The organism is Flavobacterium sp. CF108 (assembly GCF_900129795.1).
Classification (GTDB): domain Bacteria; phylum Bacteroidota; class Bacteroidia; order Flavobacteriales; family Flavobacteriaceae; genus Flavobacterium.
Genome location: NZ_FQWW01000009.1, coordinates 53,430 through 70,311, shown reverse-complemented (window position 1 = coordinate 70,311; position 16,882 = coordinate 53,430). Strand labels below are relative to the sequence as shown.

Sequence of the window (16,882 nt, the reverse complement as noted above, 5' to 3'; positions counted from 1 at the left end):
CAAACCGCTTTTTTTTTATAAAGAAAAAAGCTCCAGATTTCTCTGAAGCTTTACTTAGTAGCGGGAACAGGACTCGAACCTGTGACCTTCGGGTTATGAGCCCGACGAGCTGCCTACTGCTCTATCCCGCGATGTTTCGGGTGCAAAGATACGCACTAAATACTGTTATGCAAAGAAATTATTGAAAATTTTTTATTTTAATAACTTTAATTTTAAGTAACTGATATTTAGTAAATTGCGACTTGTGATTGCTTAAGTCACACTTTGTATTCTAGTAATTCTAAATATGGATTGGCTTTTAAACCTAATAATTCGCCAAAAGCAGGCTCGGTTTTGTAACCATTTTGTTTGAGTTTGATGATTTCTAAACGAAAATTTTCGCCTTTTGATTCTAATATTTCATGTTCAATAATCATATGCTTGTAGGCATTTTGATTTTTGGTTGGAATATTTTGTCCGAAGATTTCAATTTCAAAATCATCTATTTTAAAATTAGCGATTACAGATTCGCGTTGATCAATAATAGTTTCTCTAATTTTAAATCCATTTTTATTTTCGAAAGAAGAAGAAATTGCGGCAATAAATTCGGTTTTGTTTTTCCAATAACAAATAACATCAAGATCGCTGTTTTCAATATCAATATTAATGGGAATTGTTCCTGCCAAGATTGGATCAAATTCAGAAAGAACTTCCATAACCTTATTTTGCTTTAAGGTTTCGTAAGCTTGAACCTGTTTTGGGTTCCCGGTTTTTAAATATTCAATATTTGTGAAATCGATCATTTATTTGGCGTAATTTTTTTCTTCCTTGATTTCCTGTTCAAGTCTTTTATTGATATTGATTTTGGCTTTCGTGAAAACGAAAATACTAGTTCCGTATTCTCTTGCATATTTATTGGTGATTCCGTCTGTAACAAAAGCAGATTCAAAAAACGGACTTGTCTCTTTAAACTCGGTACTGTTTTCTTCAAATTCCTTAACCCTAATTAGGTTTGCATAATAAAGATTCAAGTTAAACCAGTTTACATAATCAGCATTAAAAGAAACCGCTTTAATTCCTTTTTTGGTGTAATAATTTATAGCTCCGGCCTGACCGTAATTGTCACAAAGTACCAGAGTATTTTCTGTTTTTGGGAACAAAGTATAAACCGAATCTGTTTTATGGGCAAGTTCTTTCCAACCCAGCATATCGGCAAAATCCTGCGATAAATTGTGTTCTTTTCCATCTTCCCAGCGATGCGTTTCCAGTTTTTCGGCTACTATTTTTTCTGGACTTTTATTGGGAAAAGCCAAGTAATACATCGGAATAAAAAATAATAAAGGAAGCGCAATAAATACGGGTTTTAAAAAACGTTTCCAGCCATTTTGTAAAACATCTGCAAGAAAAACTGAACCAAAGGCAATATAAATAGGGTATAAGCCAATTGCATAATAAGCTTTTGCCTTGAAGTATAAAAAGACAATTAATGTAAAAATTATCGAGGCAAAAAAGAACTTATATTTTTCAAAAGGTTTATAAAAAAGTAAAGCATAAAAAGAAGAAATAATAACAAAAAAGCCGCCTATGAAAAATAAAATCTGCTCTTTGGCAAAATCGGCGCGATCTACGTTTACCAATTGCGTTTCGGCCAATTCTTTCATATGATACACAATTGGGAAATGATTATTGTACTGCCATAATAAATTCGGCAGAATCAATAATAATCCTAAAATCAAGGCGAAGTATAATTTTTTCTCTGCAAATATTTTTCTTTGTTTAGAAAGTATAATTGCCGGTAAAAGACCAATTAAAAGAAATAAGATATTATATTTATTTAAAAAACCGAAAGCAAAGACAACAGCGCCAATATAAAGCCATTTTGATTTTTCTGCAGTAACATATTGAATTAAAATATAATAGAATAATGTCCAGCACAAAACATCAAATGAATTGGGCTGATACAGCATGTTGATTCTTAATAAAGCGGAAAATAAAATACAAAGCGCACCCAAAACCAAGGCGTATAAATTCCCTTTTAAAAACTCAATAGTTTTCCAGACAATTAAAAGTGTTAAAGCGCCAAAAAGGGCAGGGAAAAACTTCACCCAAAAAACAGAATTTCCGAGCAGTAATATAATATAAGAAAACCAAGAAGTTACCGGCGGAACAGATAAATAACCCCAAGCCAAATGATGGGCCTGATCAAGGTGTAAATATTCATCGCGCTGCAAATCATATTCGGGACTTATCAAAACATATTGCAGGACAAATTTTAAAATAATAAACCCAATTAAAATAAGTGCTTTTTTATTCATGGAGTTTTTGGTTTGGTTGTAAGTGGTTTTGTATAACGAATATAGGATTTATTTTGATTTGAAAATAGGTGTAAGCTTTACTGCCAGAAAATAAAAAAGCCCCAGATTTCTCTGAAGCTGATTTATTAAAATTTCAATATTGGAATTTGGAATTTTAATTTTTTAGAATTTTAAAAAAATTATTCCTCTACGGTTTCAAATTCCATGTGATCTATTATTTCTTCATCTGCTTTTGCAGGTTTTGAAGCTTTAAGAGCGTTGAATCTTTCCAGCATTTCGGTTTCTTCTTCCTCACCGCTAAAATAAGGGAAAACATCCATAATTGGCGACTCTGAAATGGCAGGAATAGAATATTCTCCCATTGTGTTTTTCATAACATGAATTGTGTTATCAAAAGCTTCTCTCACATCATTTGCCTGAACTAACATATACATGTTTGATTTTCTTTCTTTTCCGCTTTCTTCATCATATGCAATCAAAGACACTTTCGATTTAAACCAGCGGTCGGCATTTTCAAAGGGATGGATCTCAGCATAATTAGCTACTTTAATATTGGTGATTTTAAATTCTTCACTAATATAAGCGGCCATTTCTTCGTTAATTCTTTTTTCAGCTTCTGTATAAGATACTGCATCTACCAAATAAGGTTCTGTTAAAACTTTTTGGCCTCCAGTTTCATCGGTTTTTCTATACTTTACTTTGCATTCGTACCAAATTGCACTCATTTTTTCTAATTTTTAAGGATGCCAAAGATAGATTTTACAGGAAAATAAATCAGGGTTTCGGTAAATAGATATTCACAATTTGCTTTTGTTTTTTGTAAAGTATTGATTGATTTGAAATTAGAATTTTAACTCTTGTAATTTTATTCTAAACGGTAAGCCAAGCCAGTAGTCTGCTTCTTTTTTCTCTGCTGACAATAATATCCTTGTCAAATGAAAAAAGTAGATTAACTTTAAGCTTTCTCGGAAAATAATCACTCACATCGATAATAGCGTTACGGTTCACTAAAAATTGTCTGTTCATTCTAAAGAATTTCTCTGCCGTTTTATGTTCCAGTTCTTCAAGACTTTCACTCATAGAATAAATTTTTCCATTATGGCATTGCACATAGGTAACTTCATTTTCAAGATAAAATAAAGCTATTTTGTCATGGGTAAAAGGCAGCAGTCTGTCTCTATATTTAACCATGATTGTAGTACTGCTGTTTTTATTTTTGGCATTTAATGCTTCCATTGCAGCTTCATATTTTTGAGCAATACTTCCGGCCATGATTTTCTGCATATTTTGAAATTTCATCAGTGCTTTTCCTAAAGATTCCAGACTAAAAGGTTTTAGGATATATTCGATTCCGTTAACCCGAAATGCTTCCAGGGCATATTCATCAAAGGCAGTGCAAAAAATAACAGGAACATCTATGGTGATATCTTTTGCAATATCAAAGCTTAATCCGTCACCAAGCTGAATATCACTAAAGATAAGATCCGGCTGCGAATTCGCATTAAAATAATTTACAGCTTCTTTTACAGAACTTAAAATAGTTACAATTTCAATATTTGGATCTATTTGTTTAAGATTGCTGACAAGTTCTTCTGCAACAAGTATTTCGTCCTCAATAATTACGATTTTCATGACTCATGATTTTAATGCTGACAGAAAAAGAAATTCCATCATTTTTAACTATAATTTCCTCACCAGACCATAGCAGATAACGTTCGGCTAAATTGCTTAGTCCGCTTTTAGTAGATGTTTCTCCTGCATTTCTCAAGTTAATAATATTAAATACAGTTATATAAGAATCTCGCTGTTCAATTAAGATTTTCAATGGCATTTCTTTGGTAAATATATTATGCTTAATGGCATTCTCCAACAATGGCTGAAGCGAAAAAGCAGGTATATAACCTTTTAACATTTCAGGATCTTCTATCTGTAAATTCCATTCTAATGCATCATTGAAACGAATTTTCTGCATATTCAAATAGTTTTTACAAATTTCCAATTCTTGTTCAAGTGTAGCTGCATGGCTATTATTTAATGATACTGCCGAACGTAGAAAATCTGCTAACTGCAGCAAATACACTTCTCCCAAATCGGGATCTTTTTTATATAAAGCTTTTAATGTATTTAAGGAATTAAATAAAAAATGAGGATGGATCTGCTGTTTTAGTAAGAGATTTTCAGCCTGAGTACTGCGAAGCTGTAAACGTGAATAATCAAGTTCTGTCTGGATTTTATTTTCTTTGAATATTACAAAATCATGAAGAAACAGTATAATGGTAGTCAATACCGTAGAAATAGCTATAAAAGCAGCTAAGAGTTTATAATTATCTAAACGAGTGGGAATATTAGCCAGAGAGGCAAAAATAGGCCACAATGTAAGATAGATTGTAATGCCCGAAATATAACTTAGGGTATATCTGCAGCAATTAAATTTGAAAAGGTTATCAGGAAATTTTTTAGCACTGTACTTTAATATCCAGACTAATAAATTACTTGTGATAAGCATATAGCAGGCGGTTTTAATAGCGAGAACAAAGAGGGCAGAAAGGATTTCCTCAAAAAGAAAAAGCAATAAAAAAGTAAACGGAAAAGCCAATCCTACGAGAAACATATTAAGCCTTCGGATTTCTTTGGTGTTTTGAGGAGTTACTGATCTTTTTATATTTCTTATCATCTAAATATGCAGTACTAAAAAATCGAATTATTTTCTTGATTATAAGGATTCTATTTATTTTAGGGAATATACAAATTTAATGATCTATTGCTGTGATAAAGCGGGGAGGGTAATTATAATTTTGTATTTAATCAGCAGTTCCTAATTACTCTCAAGTATTAGAAGCTGCTGATTGTTGATAAAACAGTAAATATGTGATAATTTTTTATCTATTAAAAGATATAAAACAAGCTTACTTGTGCGTTGTTATTTTGAAAATCACTATTTATGCCCGCTGTTTTTATTTTGGTAACATCGGTAAAAGAATGGTAATATCTGGCTCCAATTCCAAGTCCGTTTTGAAATTGATAACCAATTCCGGCAGCGACTTCGCCGTCAATTTTTTCAGCAAATTTTGTATCAGAACTAATTCCCAGACTTGTAAAATCTTCATCTACCAAAATTCCAACTTGTGGCCCGGCTTCAAGGTACAATCCGAAGTTTGTTTTGTATTTTAAAAGAATCGGAACAGTTACGTACGAAAGCTTTATATCTTCGTCATCCATAATACCGCCTTTAATTTTTGCCCCTTGAGTTGAGTATAGAAACTCTTCCTGAACTGCGAAGTGATCATTGAATTTATACCCAACCAAAGCACCAGCATGAAACCCGGTCAAGCCTTCAGTATCAAAATCGGCATTTGTAAAATCACTGTAATTTGCTCCTGCTTTTACACCAAAATAAAGATGCTCCTGCAGGTTTTTAAGGAAACTTTGACTAAAGCCGCTTACAGAGACAAGAAAAAGAGAACCAATGAATAATTTTTTTAAGATTTTCATAATTTAAATTTTAATATGTACTACTTATTGTTTTTATATAAGCCAAAAGTATAGCGGCCTCAATTAGTTCATGGGATATATTTTGGGGAGACGGACAAAATTGTGGCTGAAACGGTTTTTAGGAGATATTTGTGCGGCAAGGGAAAACTTAATGAAAGCTTTTTCTAACCTAGAATAATTTTTTTACAAAACATCAAATTTTGTATATTTATATTGTTATTTATTTGATTATTAAATATTTGTAATTATTTGCAGCATATGGAAAACAATAAAAAAACCTTGCCAAATGAAACGGATGAAATATTTTTAACAGATGGCGGACTCGAAACAACATTAGTTTTTCTGGAAGGATTTGATCTTCCGTATTTCGCCGCTTTTGATTTATTAAAAAATCAGGAAGGATATAATGCCCTTAAAAATTATTACACCCGATATTTAAAAATCGCAAAAAAGTATCAAACCAATTTTATATTAGAAACTCCCACCTGGCGCACAAATCCAGATTGGATTGAAAAGATTGGTCATCACAAAAACGAATTAGCCACACTGAATGAAAAAGCCGTTATTCTTTTAGCAGATTTAAGAACAGAATTTAAAAACGATATAAATTCTATTTTAATAAGTGGCTGCATTGGCCCTCGCGGCGATGGTTATGTACCAGAAAATTGTATGAGTGTTGAAGAAGCACAGCAATACCACACAGCGCAAATAGAAGCTTTTAGCCAGACTTCAATAGATTTTGTTTCGGCACTTACAATGAATTATATCGAAGAAACAATTGGAATTGTTAAAGCGGCAGCATCTTTTAATTTACCTGTAGTTATTTCTTTTACGGTAGAAACAAATGGTAAACTTCCAACAGGAATGAGTTTAAAAGATGCTATCGAAAAAGTAGATCAAAGTGTAAATATCCCGCCAATATATTATATGATTAATTGTGCGCATCCAACACATTTTTTAAACGAATTAAGCGAAAGCAAAAATGAAAACTGGGTAAAACGAATAAAAGCCATTCGCGCAAATGCATCCTGTAAAAGTCACGCCGAATTAGACGAAGCCACAGAACTGGACAGGGGAGTACCCAAAGAATTAGGAAAAGAATATAAAACATTAAAAGATTCTTTCCCGCATCTAAATGTTTTTGGCGGCTGCTGCGGAACCGATGAAGAACATATTGTTGAAATTGCTGGTCAATTGAAAATAATGTAAATTAAATTCCACTATGAAAAATAGCAGGAAATTTATCTTGGTTTGCAAAAACCAGCTTCACTAATTCATAATTGGTATCCGAATCCAGAAGTGTATTTTCAATTTCTTTTACTTCGGATACTGTAGCCATTTTTCCAATCTTTTTTCCCTGTTTGCGGAAAGAAGTACGGGTAAAACCATGAAGAATTCCATTTTGGATTATTGAAAATTGAAATTCATCATTCATTTCTCTTTTTTCGAGATCATAATTTCTCAACTCATAACGCTGTATACTAAAAACCGAATCAAAATATTCTCCGGGCATGATGTAATCGATATATTGTTTGATGAAACTCTCTATGGTATAATTTGTTACTAAAGGATTAAAACTTTGAAACTCGATAAAATGTTCGCCCGAAATTTTCTCAAGAGTATGAGCCGTTATCAGATCTGATTTTATGTCTTCGCCAATTAATGATTCTGGTCGGTCAATTATTCTTAATCTGCCGTTCCATTTGCAATATTCTTTAACTTCCTCTGAATCAGTGTTAATTACAATACTTTCAAATTCATTGAATTTCAGTAATTTTTCAATCATATACTGATACATAGGTTTACCATTAAATGGAAGAAAATTTCTATTAGGTAAAACATGCGAAGGATACTCTTTTTGTATTGGTAAAAAGGCAGTAAGAAAATTGCTCATAGCGTCTTTAATAAGAGAATTAAAAATAACGATTATTTTGTAAAACTAATTTATAAAGATAGAACAAATTGGGTTCAGGTAAAAATACTTGATTTGAAGTAGCCGCCTAAAGAAAAAAAACAGTAAATAATTGGCAGTGTATTATCTGCTTATGTTTTATCATATAAATTAAGACTTGAAATGTGCCGTTAGGCACTAAATATTGTTAGTCAATATTAGGTTCGAAATTCATTGGTGTGCCGTAGGTACGCAACGAAATGATAACTATTACGTACCTACGGCACGCTAAATTTATTTCAATTCATGTTTTCTACCAATATTTAGTGCCTAACGGCACATTTCAGCTCTTGATTCGTATTACTTAATAATTAAAAGCATAGACTTTTGTTTACATCATTTTCCCTTCCTTAGCATATTCCTTTTTAATTCCCTGAAGCAGATGATTAAGGTTGATGCTTTTGTTTTGATCTTCTAAAGTTCTCAAACAAGCATATTGAATGATATTTACAATATTGGCGCCCGTAATATCGTATTTTTTTGAAAGCTCGTTAAGGTTTACATCTTCCGCAATCTTAATTCCTGCTGGAAGATTATTTTGCCACAATCTTAAACGTTCGCCGTAAGAAGGCACTTCAAACTCAATTATAGATTGAAATCTTCGGGTAAAAGCTGTATCAATATTTGCTTTAAAATTAGAAGCCAGAATAACCAATCCCGGATGATTTTCGATGCGTTGCAGTAAATACGAAACTTCCTGATTGGCGTATTTATCATGTGCATCTCGAACATTTGTTCTTTTTCCGAAAACTGCATCGGCTTCATCAAAAAACAGAATCCAGTCTTTATCTGTTGCTTTGTCAAAAAGAGAAGACAGGTTTTTTTCGGTTTCACCAATGTATTTCGAAATCACCATAGATAAATCAATTCTATAAACATCTCTTTGGGTATATTTTCCTAAAAGTGAAGCCGTAAGCGTTTTTCCCGTTCCTGGTGCACCGTAAAACATTACTCTAAAACCAGGTTTTATTTTGGCTTTCATATTCCATTCATGAAGTAAAATATCGTTGAATTTAAGCCATGTTTCTATCTCTTTAATTTGATTTAAAGTAGAAGAATTGAGCACCAAATCGTCCCAGTCTAATTGGGTTTCGATTAATTGGGCAGGGAAAATACTGCTAAGCTGCGGTTTTAGGATTTTTCCGGTAATGAATTTTTCGATGTATTCGTCTTCTAAAATCAGTAAACCACTCAATTTAGGTTCACCATTTGGAACAGATTCTATTTTGATGATTTTTTTCTGATAAAGAAAAGACTGATTGTGCAGGTAATCATAAAATGAAATTCGGTCATCAAGATCATTACCGGCAATTAAAAACTGAGCCGTTTCGCCCGTTGGTAAAATTCCGCGATGGTTTTTGGTTTTTATTCCGCCAAATTCAGGTAATTCACCGCCATTTGGTAAATATTCGGCAATAACCGAACTTAAAAAATCGGGTTTCACGTGCGGCGCAAGAGCTAATCCCAACAAAAGAATGTCAATTTCTGTCAGGTTATTTTCGATGATGAATTCGTTTATAAACCCATTTGAATCAATTTGATTCAAGGCAGGTTTTTCCATTGGGTTTTCGGTCTGAAAAAGATTATCAAGCTGAAATACGAATTGGTTTTTTAGGTAAGTGAATACATTTTCCATTTTATACTTTTTTAAAGAATGTCCAATGCTGTTTTTATTTATTTATATTGCTAAGATCAAACTGATCACTTTTCCAGAATTCTTCTAATCCTATAAGATCTATAATGTCATTTTCACCTTTTGTTAAAGGATAAATTCCGGTAAGACATATTTGATAGTCCAGCCCAATATCAATATTTAAAAATTGATTAGACTCAATAATTTCTGGAGCAAAAATTAAAAAATACGATATGTTTGTTCCTTCAATTTTCTTATTGAGATTGATTCTTTGACCATATGAAAATGGAAATTTACCTCTTAATTCTGAAGCCAGATCAGCAATGAGAAGTGCCCAATTTACATCATTAGATTTTATAGAAAGTAGAAGTTCAGGACGTTTGTTTTTATTCCATTTTTCGTGGTTTACAAATGAAAGACCATAGGTTACGCAAGTCAGATATCCTTTTTCAGGCACATCATTAAAAACGAGAACAGCCGGTTCAAGTATATCGTCATTTGATGGTGCTGCTCTATATATTGATGCTTTTGCTTTAAAAATAGATTCCATTTTTGTTAAAAAAGCAGCAGCTGGTTGAGAGGAGTCAATCATATTTTGAGTTTTTGTTTTATTGGTTCAGGAATTAGATCTAATGCAGATCGATTTGCGCAGTTTTTAATTGTTAAGTCGGTACCTTTTTTTACTAATTGATCCAGAGTATCAAAATTGGCACCAGCTTTCCAATTCATGATAGCAACCCATGCAGGGGTATTGCCATGAATATCTTTAATATTTGGATTTGCTTTATTTTCCAGCAAAAGCATTGTTGAATCTATATTTCCTTCTTGGGCTGAGAAATGCAGTGCTGTATAACCATTTTTATCTTGTAAATTAATATCAGCCCCTTGTTCTAAAAGCCATTTTATTATAGCTGTTTGATTGTACAATGCAGCATTTATGATTGCAGTTCTGTTGAAGTTATCGGTGGTGTTAATATCTCTTGTTTTAAAAAATGATTTAACATTATCGATATTTCCATTTTGGATATCAATAAAAAGTGTGTTTATATTTTCCATTTTTTTCTTGTAAAGTTATAAATTAATCTCCATAATATATTCCGGGCGGTGCTTCTCCCTGATGTCCTTGATTTGAACTTGGTAATTCAGGACGATAATGATTAGGATTGTTATACTCATCAATAAATTGTGTTCGCCCAATTCCTCGTTGTGCAGCACTTACTCTATGTTTCCAAAACTCGAAACCATAACGATGCCCCATATCCCAAGGTTCTTCTGGTAACATTGTTCTACCTGTTAAAGGATCTCTTACAACGCCATCAATACTGCCTGCTTCCGCATTGCTCCATGTTGTGTCTCTGACTCCTGTTCTAAATCCTGATGGACGTTCATAGTACCATCGGCCATAATCAGTTAATTCGCCAGTAGCAGAATCTATTACAGGCTGCTGCGGAGTAGCAGGTCTTTCTCCACTAAATTCTGCTGTTGTTACCCTTTGTCTTGGACGATAATTACGTGGGTTGTTATAATCATTCAAAAATTCATTTCTTCCAGCTCCTCTTTGCGCTGCATTGCGCTGTAATGTAGCAAGGTCTTGCCCTGGACGTTCTTCGAGAATCCAGTTGTCTGGACTTATTTCTTCTCCTGAAACAGGATCTCTTACAGTTCCATTTCCTTCTTCGACAGCATTTTCCCAAACTGAGTTTCTTAGGTTTTGTCGATTTCTGAAATTACCCGGTCTTTCATAATACCATCTTCCATATTCAGTTAAATTTCCATTTTCATCAATTACCGGCTGTTCTGGCATGGCTGGTCTTCTTCCTCTCAAAGGATTAGCAGGGGTTTCTTCCGGAGTTGGTCGGAATAGCCTTCTAACGAAATCCACAAATCCTTCAGCTTGTCTAAAAGCTTCATATATACGAGTTCCGGCATTTCTAATGGTTGTTCCTATGGCAACAATATCGCCCCAAACTCCCTTGACGTTTTCAATAAAACTGAAAGCTCTCCAGCCATTAAATATGCTAGTAGGTCTTAAGAAAGTTCCCGGCGGCGCTCTAAATGCTTTAATACCTGCTCTTGCGCCCATTATTATTCCTGCTAAGGTAACGAATCCAATTGTACCTCTTCGTCCTCGTTCTGTTTTGTTTAATGTATTTCCAGTTACATATTCTACTCCTGTATATGCTTCTACAATTCCGGTTATACCTGTTGCATCAGAAAGAGCATAGAGTAGCGTTTCTCCAAATCCGGCATCCCTGCCCATAGCCTGAAATTGTGCAGATCTATAACTGTATGCTGCTATTACACTAATTACAAGGAAGACAGCACCTACAATTAAAAGTGCCGCACCTAAGGTAATTCCTGCCAATATAGCTACAACTAAAGCTATTGCCACTAAAATTAAGAATCCAACTAATAACTCACCAATTGCTGATATTATTCCATCAAGCCATGACCCTTCTAAATCTCGAGCTGCAGCATCTGCTCTTGTACTGGTTTGGTCTGTTAATGGTTTTTTTGCATCAACTATACTTTGGTCGGTAGCTTCTTTTGCAACACCTCTAAATTCAGTAGTTACAGCTCTTAATTCTTCTTTAGATTGTTCTATTCCGGCATCAATTTGGGTCAAACCATTGGTAATTATTTCTTGTTGCTGCGTTGTCAAATTAGCTATTGCCGTCTGTGCATCAGTTTGTCTTTTGCCTGCTGTTTTGTCAATAGAAGCTATCGCTTTATTTACTAGTTCGTCTGCTTGCTGTGTCCCACTTTGTAGTGTTTGATCTGTTGCAGTTGAAAATTGTAACTGTGTTTCGGTCATTAAACTTGAACTTTCAGAGGTAAATGTCTGTAGTTGCTCTAATCCATTGGCTGATGTTAACTGTATGTTAGCTCTCGATGAATCTATAATTTCTCTAATCGCATCAAGATATGGAGCCTCTTCTGCAGATATTATTGTTTCTGTTTCTGTAACAATGTCATCTATAGAAGTTATTATTTCTTGCTTGTTTTCATTAATTTCATTAATTGTTTGTTCGGCAATACCTTGAATTTCGCTTGTGGTTTCTTCACCTTGACTTTGAATTTGACTTATACTAGCAGATTTTGCCGTTTCAAGTGCTTGTGTATCTGAAGCCAGTCTTTGATCAATTGCTTGAATAGTAGTTTCTTTTTGGGTATCCAAGGTAGTTTTGGTGCTAGCTGCTATTTCATTTATAGGAGTAATGAGCTGTGGTTTTACTTCATCTATTTTTTCGTGTATTTTTACAGCAAATCCCTGATATCTGTTTTTGTATTCCTCGGCTTTATTATTTAATTCTTCTCTTATCCCAGGAATTTTATCCCTGATATCTGCTGCACTTTCCCGGCCTACTTGTCGAGCTACCTGACGTTGTTCTGGCGCGGGGTCTTCATTTCCTAAATATCTGCCTGCTACCATCTCTCCCTCGGCTTCAGCCTGACTTGCTGCGGCTTCTAATTCAGAGCTGGCTCTTTGTATTTCTGAGTCTACAATGGTTTGAGGCTGTTGGCTTTCGGAATCAGTATATGATGTTATTTCTTGTTTTCTTTGTTCAAGCGTAGCTTCTAAATCTTGAATATTTACAAGTGTATCGGCATCAACTTTCAATTTTTCTTGTTCTACCAGACTTGCTACAGTTGCTTTTAGTTGAGCTGCGTATGCACTTAACTGGGCAGTTTTTGATGAAAATATGCTTTCGATCTGACTTGTTTTTGCTAATATTTCCATATTTATAGCAGCAATAGTAGATTCAGTATTTGTCATAATCTCACCAATAAGTGATTCTGCATTAGACAATACAGCTTGTTTTTCCTGTTCGCCATAATTACGAAGTTCAGATAACATGCCCTGAGCCACAGATACCTTTTCTGCAGGAGATCCGCTTTCCAGTTCTGCCATAAATTCGGCTTCAGTTAGTTCTCGATCAGGTATCTGATTGATAATAGTTTCATTAGCTTCTGTTTCTGTACTGGTTGTGGCAGAATCTTCCTCACCAAAAGAAGAATTCTCATTGACGGCTATAGGATTAGTTTGGGCTTGTTGTTTGTTTCCATTTTTTGGAACCTCAGTTTGTGTTTCAGTGCCTAAAATTTGACTTGCTTGTTCTTCTACATTTTCCTCAACATTAGGCTCCTCTACCAGCGGTTCGGCTTCTTGCTCAAACCCTGGTTCCGTTTCTGATTCCGTTTCTTCAGGTTGAGGTTCTACTGCATCTTGCGCCGGAAACTCTTTTGGTTTCAATACAGTTGGTTCTCCTTCTGTTCTTTCTACTGCTACATTTGGTTCAGTTGATACTTCGGATAATTCCTCATCCATTGTATTTTTTGCTTCATCTCTTTTCTTTGCTCCTTCTTCATTTGCAGATGGATTTTGATTTTCAGAAATTGCAGTTTGGTCTTTGTCAACTTGTTTTGGATGCTCTTCTTCGGTTTTCTGAATCGAAGGTTTATTTGCACCTTGCTGGATTGTATGTGTTAATTCATGAGCTAATAAATGTTTTCCATCTTTAGAATCCGGATTGTATTTTCCTTCATTAAAATAAATATCATTTTCGTGAGCAAATGCCTGAGCACCCAGCTGTTTATTCATTTGCACAGAGTTCGAATCGTTGTGTATACGAACAGCCCCGAAATCAGTTCCAAAACCAGATTCCATCTCTGTTTTGGTATCTTCAGAAAGAGTTGAACCATTCCCTTTAGAGCTCTTAAGTTTTTGCTCTATATTAGAACTGGTTTTTGATGTATTTGATTGCACTTTTTGTTGAACGATTCCTTCATTGTCAGGTCGCAGCTGAACTATCGGAGTAATAGATTCTGATAATGGTTTTTCCTGAATTTCATTTTCAGATTCTTCCTTTTTTTGAATTGAATTGTTTTGCTTTTTTTGTATTGCAGCCGGAGAAAAAAAAGTGTCATTATTTTTGTTTTCCTTTTTGGATAACACCCTATCAGCGGTAGAATCTGCTTCAATTTCGTATTTATCGTTTGATTTTCCTATGTTAAGTTTTGCCTGAACTCCAAAAAAAGATTCTTCACCCTTATCTCTTGACTGAGCAGAGTGTTTTGAAGTAGGATTGTTTTTATTAGAAAAAGCATTCATTGATAAATAGATTTACAATTTATTTCCTCTTTTGAGTGATTGCGCCCTGTTGAATGGTATGAGTGAGTTCATGAGCGAGCAGTTTTTTTCCTTGTACTGAATTTGGATTGTATTTTCCCTTATTGAAATAGATATCAACTCCATTTGTAAAGGCTTGTGCACCCATCTCCTGACACATTTTTGCGGCATTATCGTCAGTATGAATTCGTATTGGACTAAAATCTACTCCAAAGGAATTTTCCATTTCTAATTGTATATCACGGTCTAAAGAATTTCCGCCGCCTTTTTTTAAATTTTTTTCAACTGTTGAGGTTGGTTCTTTCTCTTCTTTTTTCTGAATAAATCTTCCGGTACTTTCGGCTTTCTTTTGAACCGGTTCTTCCTTCTCCTCAGTCTTTTTTTGAACTGGTTCTTCTTTTTCGTCTGTCTTTTTTTGAACCGGTTCTTCCTTCTCCTCAGTCTTTTTTTGAACCGGTTCTTCTTTTTCTTCTGCTTTTGTTTGAACTGATTTTTCTTCTTCCTTTTTATCAGCTTTTTTTTGCACAGGTTCTTCTTCCTTTATTTCTTTACTTTGAATAGAGGTGATGTTTTCTGAAATAGATTTCTGCTGCACTTCTTCTTTCGACTGCAAAAGCCCGCCTCCAGACATATTGTTATTAACCACTTTATCCGCCGCTTTATCCGCTTCTACTTCAAATTGATCACCTGCTGTTCCTGTTTTTAGTTTTTTCTGAATTTTAGGTTCAAAAAAACTAGAATGGGATGGGGCGTTTTTTTTTCGTTGTTCAAATGCTCTCATAACAATATAATTTTACCATTGGGTATAGATTAATTTTTGAATCCACGGAATTTTAACGATGCTGATATTCCATGGGATTTTTTCTAATAAAAGATCTTGCGTTTTTCGTTCAATAGTCAGTTTTGGATTCGATTCGCTCCAATCCAGTTTACCTTCTCTTTGAAGAAATTCGGTTCTTAAAACAGCTGTAGAAGTATTTTTTAAGGCAGACCAATGATAAACTGCTGAGTCTAACATTTCTTCTACTTGCTGCTTGTGTTTGTCCTCAATTTTGACTTCCTTTTGTATGGATTGCTGCAGTGGTATTCCACATAAAAACTTTTCAAAAAGCATCAAATGTTCGTAGTCATTTTCTCTTTTTGTAGCCGCATAATGCAAAATATGCGCTGTTAATTCTTTGTTTAAAAGAGTGTTGTTATCATCCATTAAACCGCAGCTTTTTAGCATTTCTTTTAAAAAGGGATGCAGAATAATTAAACCTGCATTTTGTACATAACATGATTTAGAATTGGCACTGTCTTCTTGATACTCATCTTCAATTATAGATTCCTCTTTTAAATGAATTTCCGATTCTGATTTGTTTTCTTCTTTTATTGTATCAGAATTGGTTTTTATAATTGGTTTTTCTTTTTCAGAAACTAAATGATCCTTTTTCATTTGTATCAGCTCTTCAGTAGTAAAATCAAGTGGTACGAACGTTTTTATGTTTTCAATAAAATCTTCAAAAATGATTTTATCAGCTGAAAATTGAGATTGTTCTTTATAATAAAATTTGATGAGGCTGAGTGGTTTTTTTTCCACCCAAAAATCAAAAATCAACTGCCAGAACGCCGCTTTAAAAGCATGTGTTTTTTGATGCAGTAATTTTATTAAAATGTTTTTTGAGACTGCTTTTTGCTGTTTTTCTAAACCAAAAACTGCCGAACTCAATAATGCAATTTCCTGATTTGAAAACTGGTTTATGATTCGGTTTTGAACTTTTTTCTGCTCCATTAATCTCTTGAACGCAATCTTGAAAACATCATTTTTTAATTGTTCAGAAGTGATTTTTTTGAAAAATTCTACTTCATTTACATTAGAAACCCACCACGGCATACTGCCATTTTCTATAAAATAAAGGAAGGTTTTCAGGTCCTTGTCTTCGGGTGAAATTGTAAGAATTTCAGGGCTTCTTTTACCTTCGTTTTCTGATGTTTTTTGCAGCTCATTTAGTGCTTTTTGAACCTCTTTTTCGATTTGGTTTTTTATATGATTATTAGAAAATGAAACATCGTTTTTGCCTATAATAGATTGCAGATTAATTTCTAGTTTTTCTATTTGAATGATCTGATTATCAATATTTTTAATTGAATTAAATTGCTTTTCTAAAATAGGGATTACCTCATTTTGAAGGAACACAGCAAGGTTGTTTTTGATAGAATTAGCCATCGCCATTGAGGGGGTGTCTATCTCTAAAAAAACTTTTTGAATGCTATGTGAAATTTTATTCATTTTTATTTGTTTGTATAAAATTTTTTCCTACATTTGTATCTGACCGTGAAGGTTATACTGGGAAAAGATAGTTGTCGTAATTGATAGCAGCTCCCCATTAAAGCTTGAG

Annotated in this window: 14 protein-coding genes and 1 tRNA gene; 1 reads left to right on the top strand and 14 read right to left on the bottom strand. The window is 33.8% G+C overall.

Annotation, left to right across the window (positions count from 1 at the left end; translation table 11 throughout):
* Positions 1 to 58: 58 nt before the first annotated feature.
* The 7 genes from BUE10_RS21120 to BUE10_RS21090 all read right to left on the bottom strand — a co-directional run bounded on the left by BUE10_RS21120 (position 59) and on the right by BUE10_RS21090 (position 5,786).
* A tRNA-Met gene (locus BUE10_RS21120) sits at positions 59 to 131 on the bottom strand.
* 126 nt (positions 132 to 257) lie between these two features.
* On the bottom strand, positions 258 to 782 hold the full coding sequence (locus tag BUE10_RS21115) for a DUF4269 domain-containing protein (RefSeq protein WP_073488760.1): 525 nt from the start codon (positions 780 to 782) through the stop codon (positions 258 to 260).
* Positions 783 to 2,294, bottom strand: coding sequence for an ArnT family glycosyltransferase (locus BUE10_RS21110; RefSeq protein ID WP_073488758.1), 1,512 nt, complete (start codon positions 2,292 to 2,294; stop codon positions 783 to 785).
* 179 nt (positions 2,295 to 2,473) lie between these two features.
* A complete protein-coding gene (locus tag BUE10_RS21105; RefSeq protein ID WP_053470608.1) occupies positions 2,474 to 3,019 on the bottom strand; it encodes a DUF4494 domain-containing protein in 546 nt (181 codons plus the stop codon).
* A 145-nt stretch (positions 3,020 to 3,164) separates the two neighbouring features.
* Positions 3,165 to 3,926, bottom strand: a complete 762-nt coding sequence (locus BUE10_RS21100) for a LytR/AlgR family response regulator transcription factor (protein WP_073488756.1) — start codon at positions 3,924 to 3,926, stop codon at positions 3,165 to 3,167.
* Positions 3,907 to 4,968 carry a sensor histidine kinase gene (locus BUE10_RS21095; protein WP_073488754.1) on the bottom strand — a complete coding sequence of 354 codons (1,062 nt, stop codon included), beginning with the start codon at positions 4,966 to 4,968 and terminating at the stop codon, positions 3,907 to 3,909. The genes BUE10_RS21100 and BUE10_RS21095 overlap by 20 nt, the downstream gene beginning before the upstream one ends.
* A gap of 212 nt (positions 4,969 to 5,180) precedes the next feature.
* Positions 5,181 to 5,786 (bottom strand): porin family protein, encoded by a 606-nt coding sequence (locus tag BUE10_RS21090; protein WP_073488752.1) that lies wholly within the window; start codon positions 5,784 to 5,786, stop codon positions 5,181 to 5,183.
* A 258-nt stretch (positions 5,787 to 6,044) separates the two neighbouring features.
* Between BUE10_RS21090 and BUE10_RS21085 the strand changes: the two genes are divergently transcribed.
* A complete protein-coding gene (locus BUE10_RS21085; protein WP_073488751.1) occupies positions 6,045 to 6,995 on the top strand; it encodes a homocysteine S-methyltransferase family protein in 951 nt (316 codons plus the stop codon).
* Position 6,996: 1 nt separating this feature from the next.
* Here the strand turns inward: BUE10_RS21085 and BUE10_RS21080 are convergent, their stop codons facing one another.
* The 7 genes from BUE10_RS21080 to BUE10_RS21050 form a co-directional block, all read right to left on the bottom strand.
* Complete coding sequence (locus BUE10_RS21080; protein WP_073488749.1) at positions 6,997 to 7,680, bottom strand: cytidylyltransferase domain-containing protein; 684 nt, start codon at positions 7,678 to 7,680, stop codon at positions 6,997 to 6,999.
* A gap of 388 nt (positions 7,681 to 8,068) precedes the next feature.
* On the bottom strand, positions 8,069 to 9,373 hold the full coding sequence (locus tag BUE10_RS21075; protein ID WP_073488747.1) for an ATP-binding protein: 1,305 nt from the start codon (positions 9,371 to 9,373) through the stop codon (positions 8,069 to 8,071).
* A gap of 34 nt (positions 9,374 to 9,407) precedes the next feature.
* On the bottom strand, positions 9,408 to 9,962 hold the full coding sequence (locus BUE10_RS21070) for a suppressor of fused domain protein (protein ID WP_073488745.1): 555 nt from the start codon (positions 9,960 to 9,962) through the stop codon (positions 9,408 to 9,410).
* Entirely contained in the window at positions 9,959 to 10,426 is a 468-nt protein-coding gene (locus tag BUE10_RS21065) for an ankyrin repeat domain-containing protein (protein WP_073488744.1), read from the bottom strand. The genes BUE10_RS21070 and BUE10_RS21065 overlap by 4 nt, the downstream gene beginning before the upstream one ends.
* 22 nt (positions 10,427 to 10,448) lie before the next feature.
* Positions 10,449 to 14,483 carry a GH-E family nuclease gene (locus BUE10_RS24150; RefSeq protein WP_073488742.1) on the bottom strand — a complete coding sequence of 1,345 codons (4,035 nt, stop codon included), beginning with the start codon at positions 14,481 to 14,483 and terminating at the stop codon, positions 10,449 to 10,451.
* Positions 14,484 to 14,502: 19 nt separating this feature from the next.
* On the bottom strand, positions 14,503 to 15,282 hold the full coding sequence (locus BUE10_RS23795; protein WP_083598239.1) for an eCIS core domain-containing protein: 780 nt from the start codon (positions 15,280 to 15,282) through the stop codon (positions 14,503 to 14,505).
* Positions 15,283 to 15,294: 12 nt separating this feature from the next.
* Entirely contained in the window at positions 15,295 to 16,773 is a 1,479-nt protein-coding gene (locus BUE10_RS21050; RefSeq protein WP_143056018.1) for a contractile injection system tape measure protein, read from the bottom strand.
* Between the last annotated feature and the right edge of the window lie 109 nt (positions 16,774 to 16,882).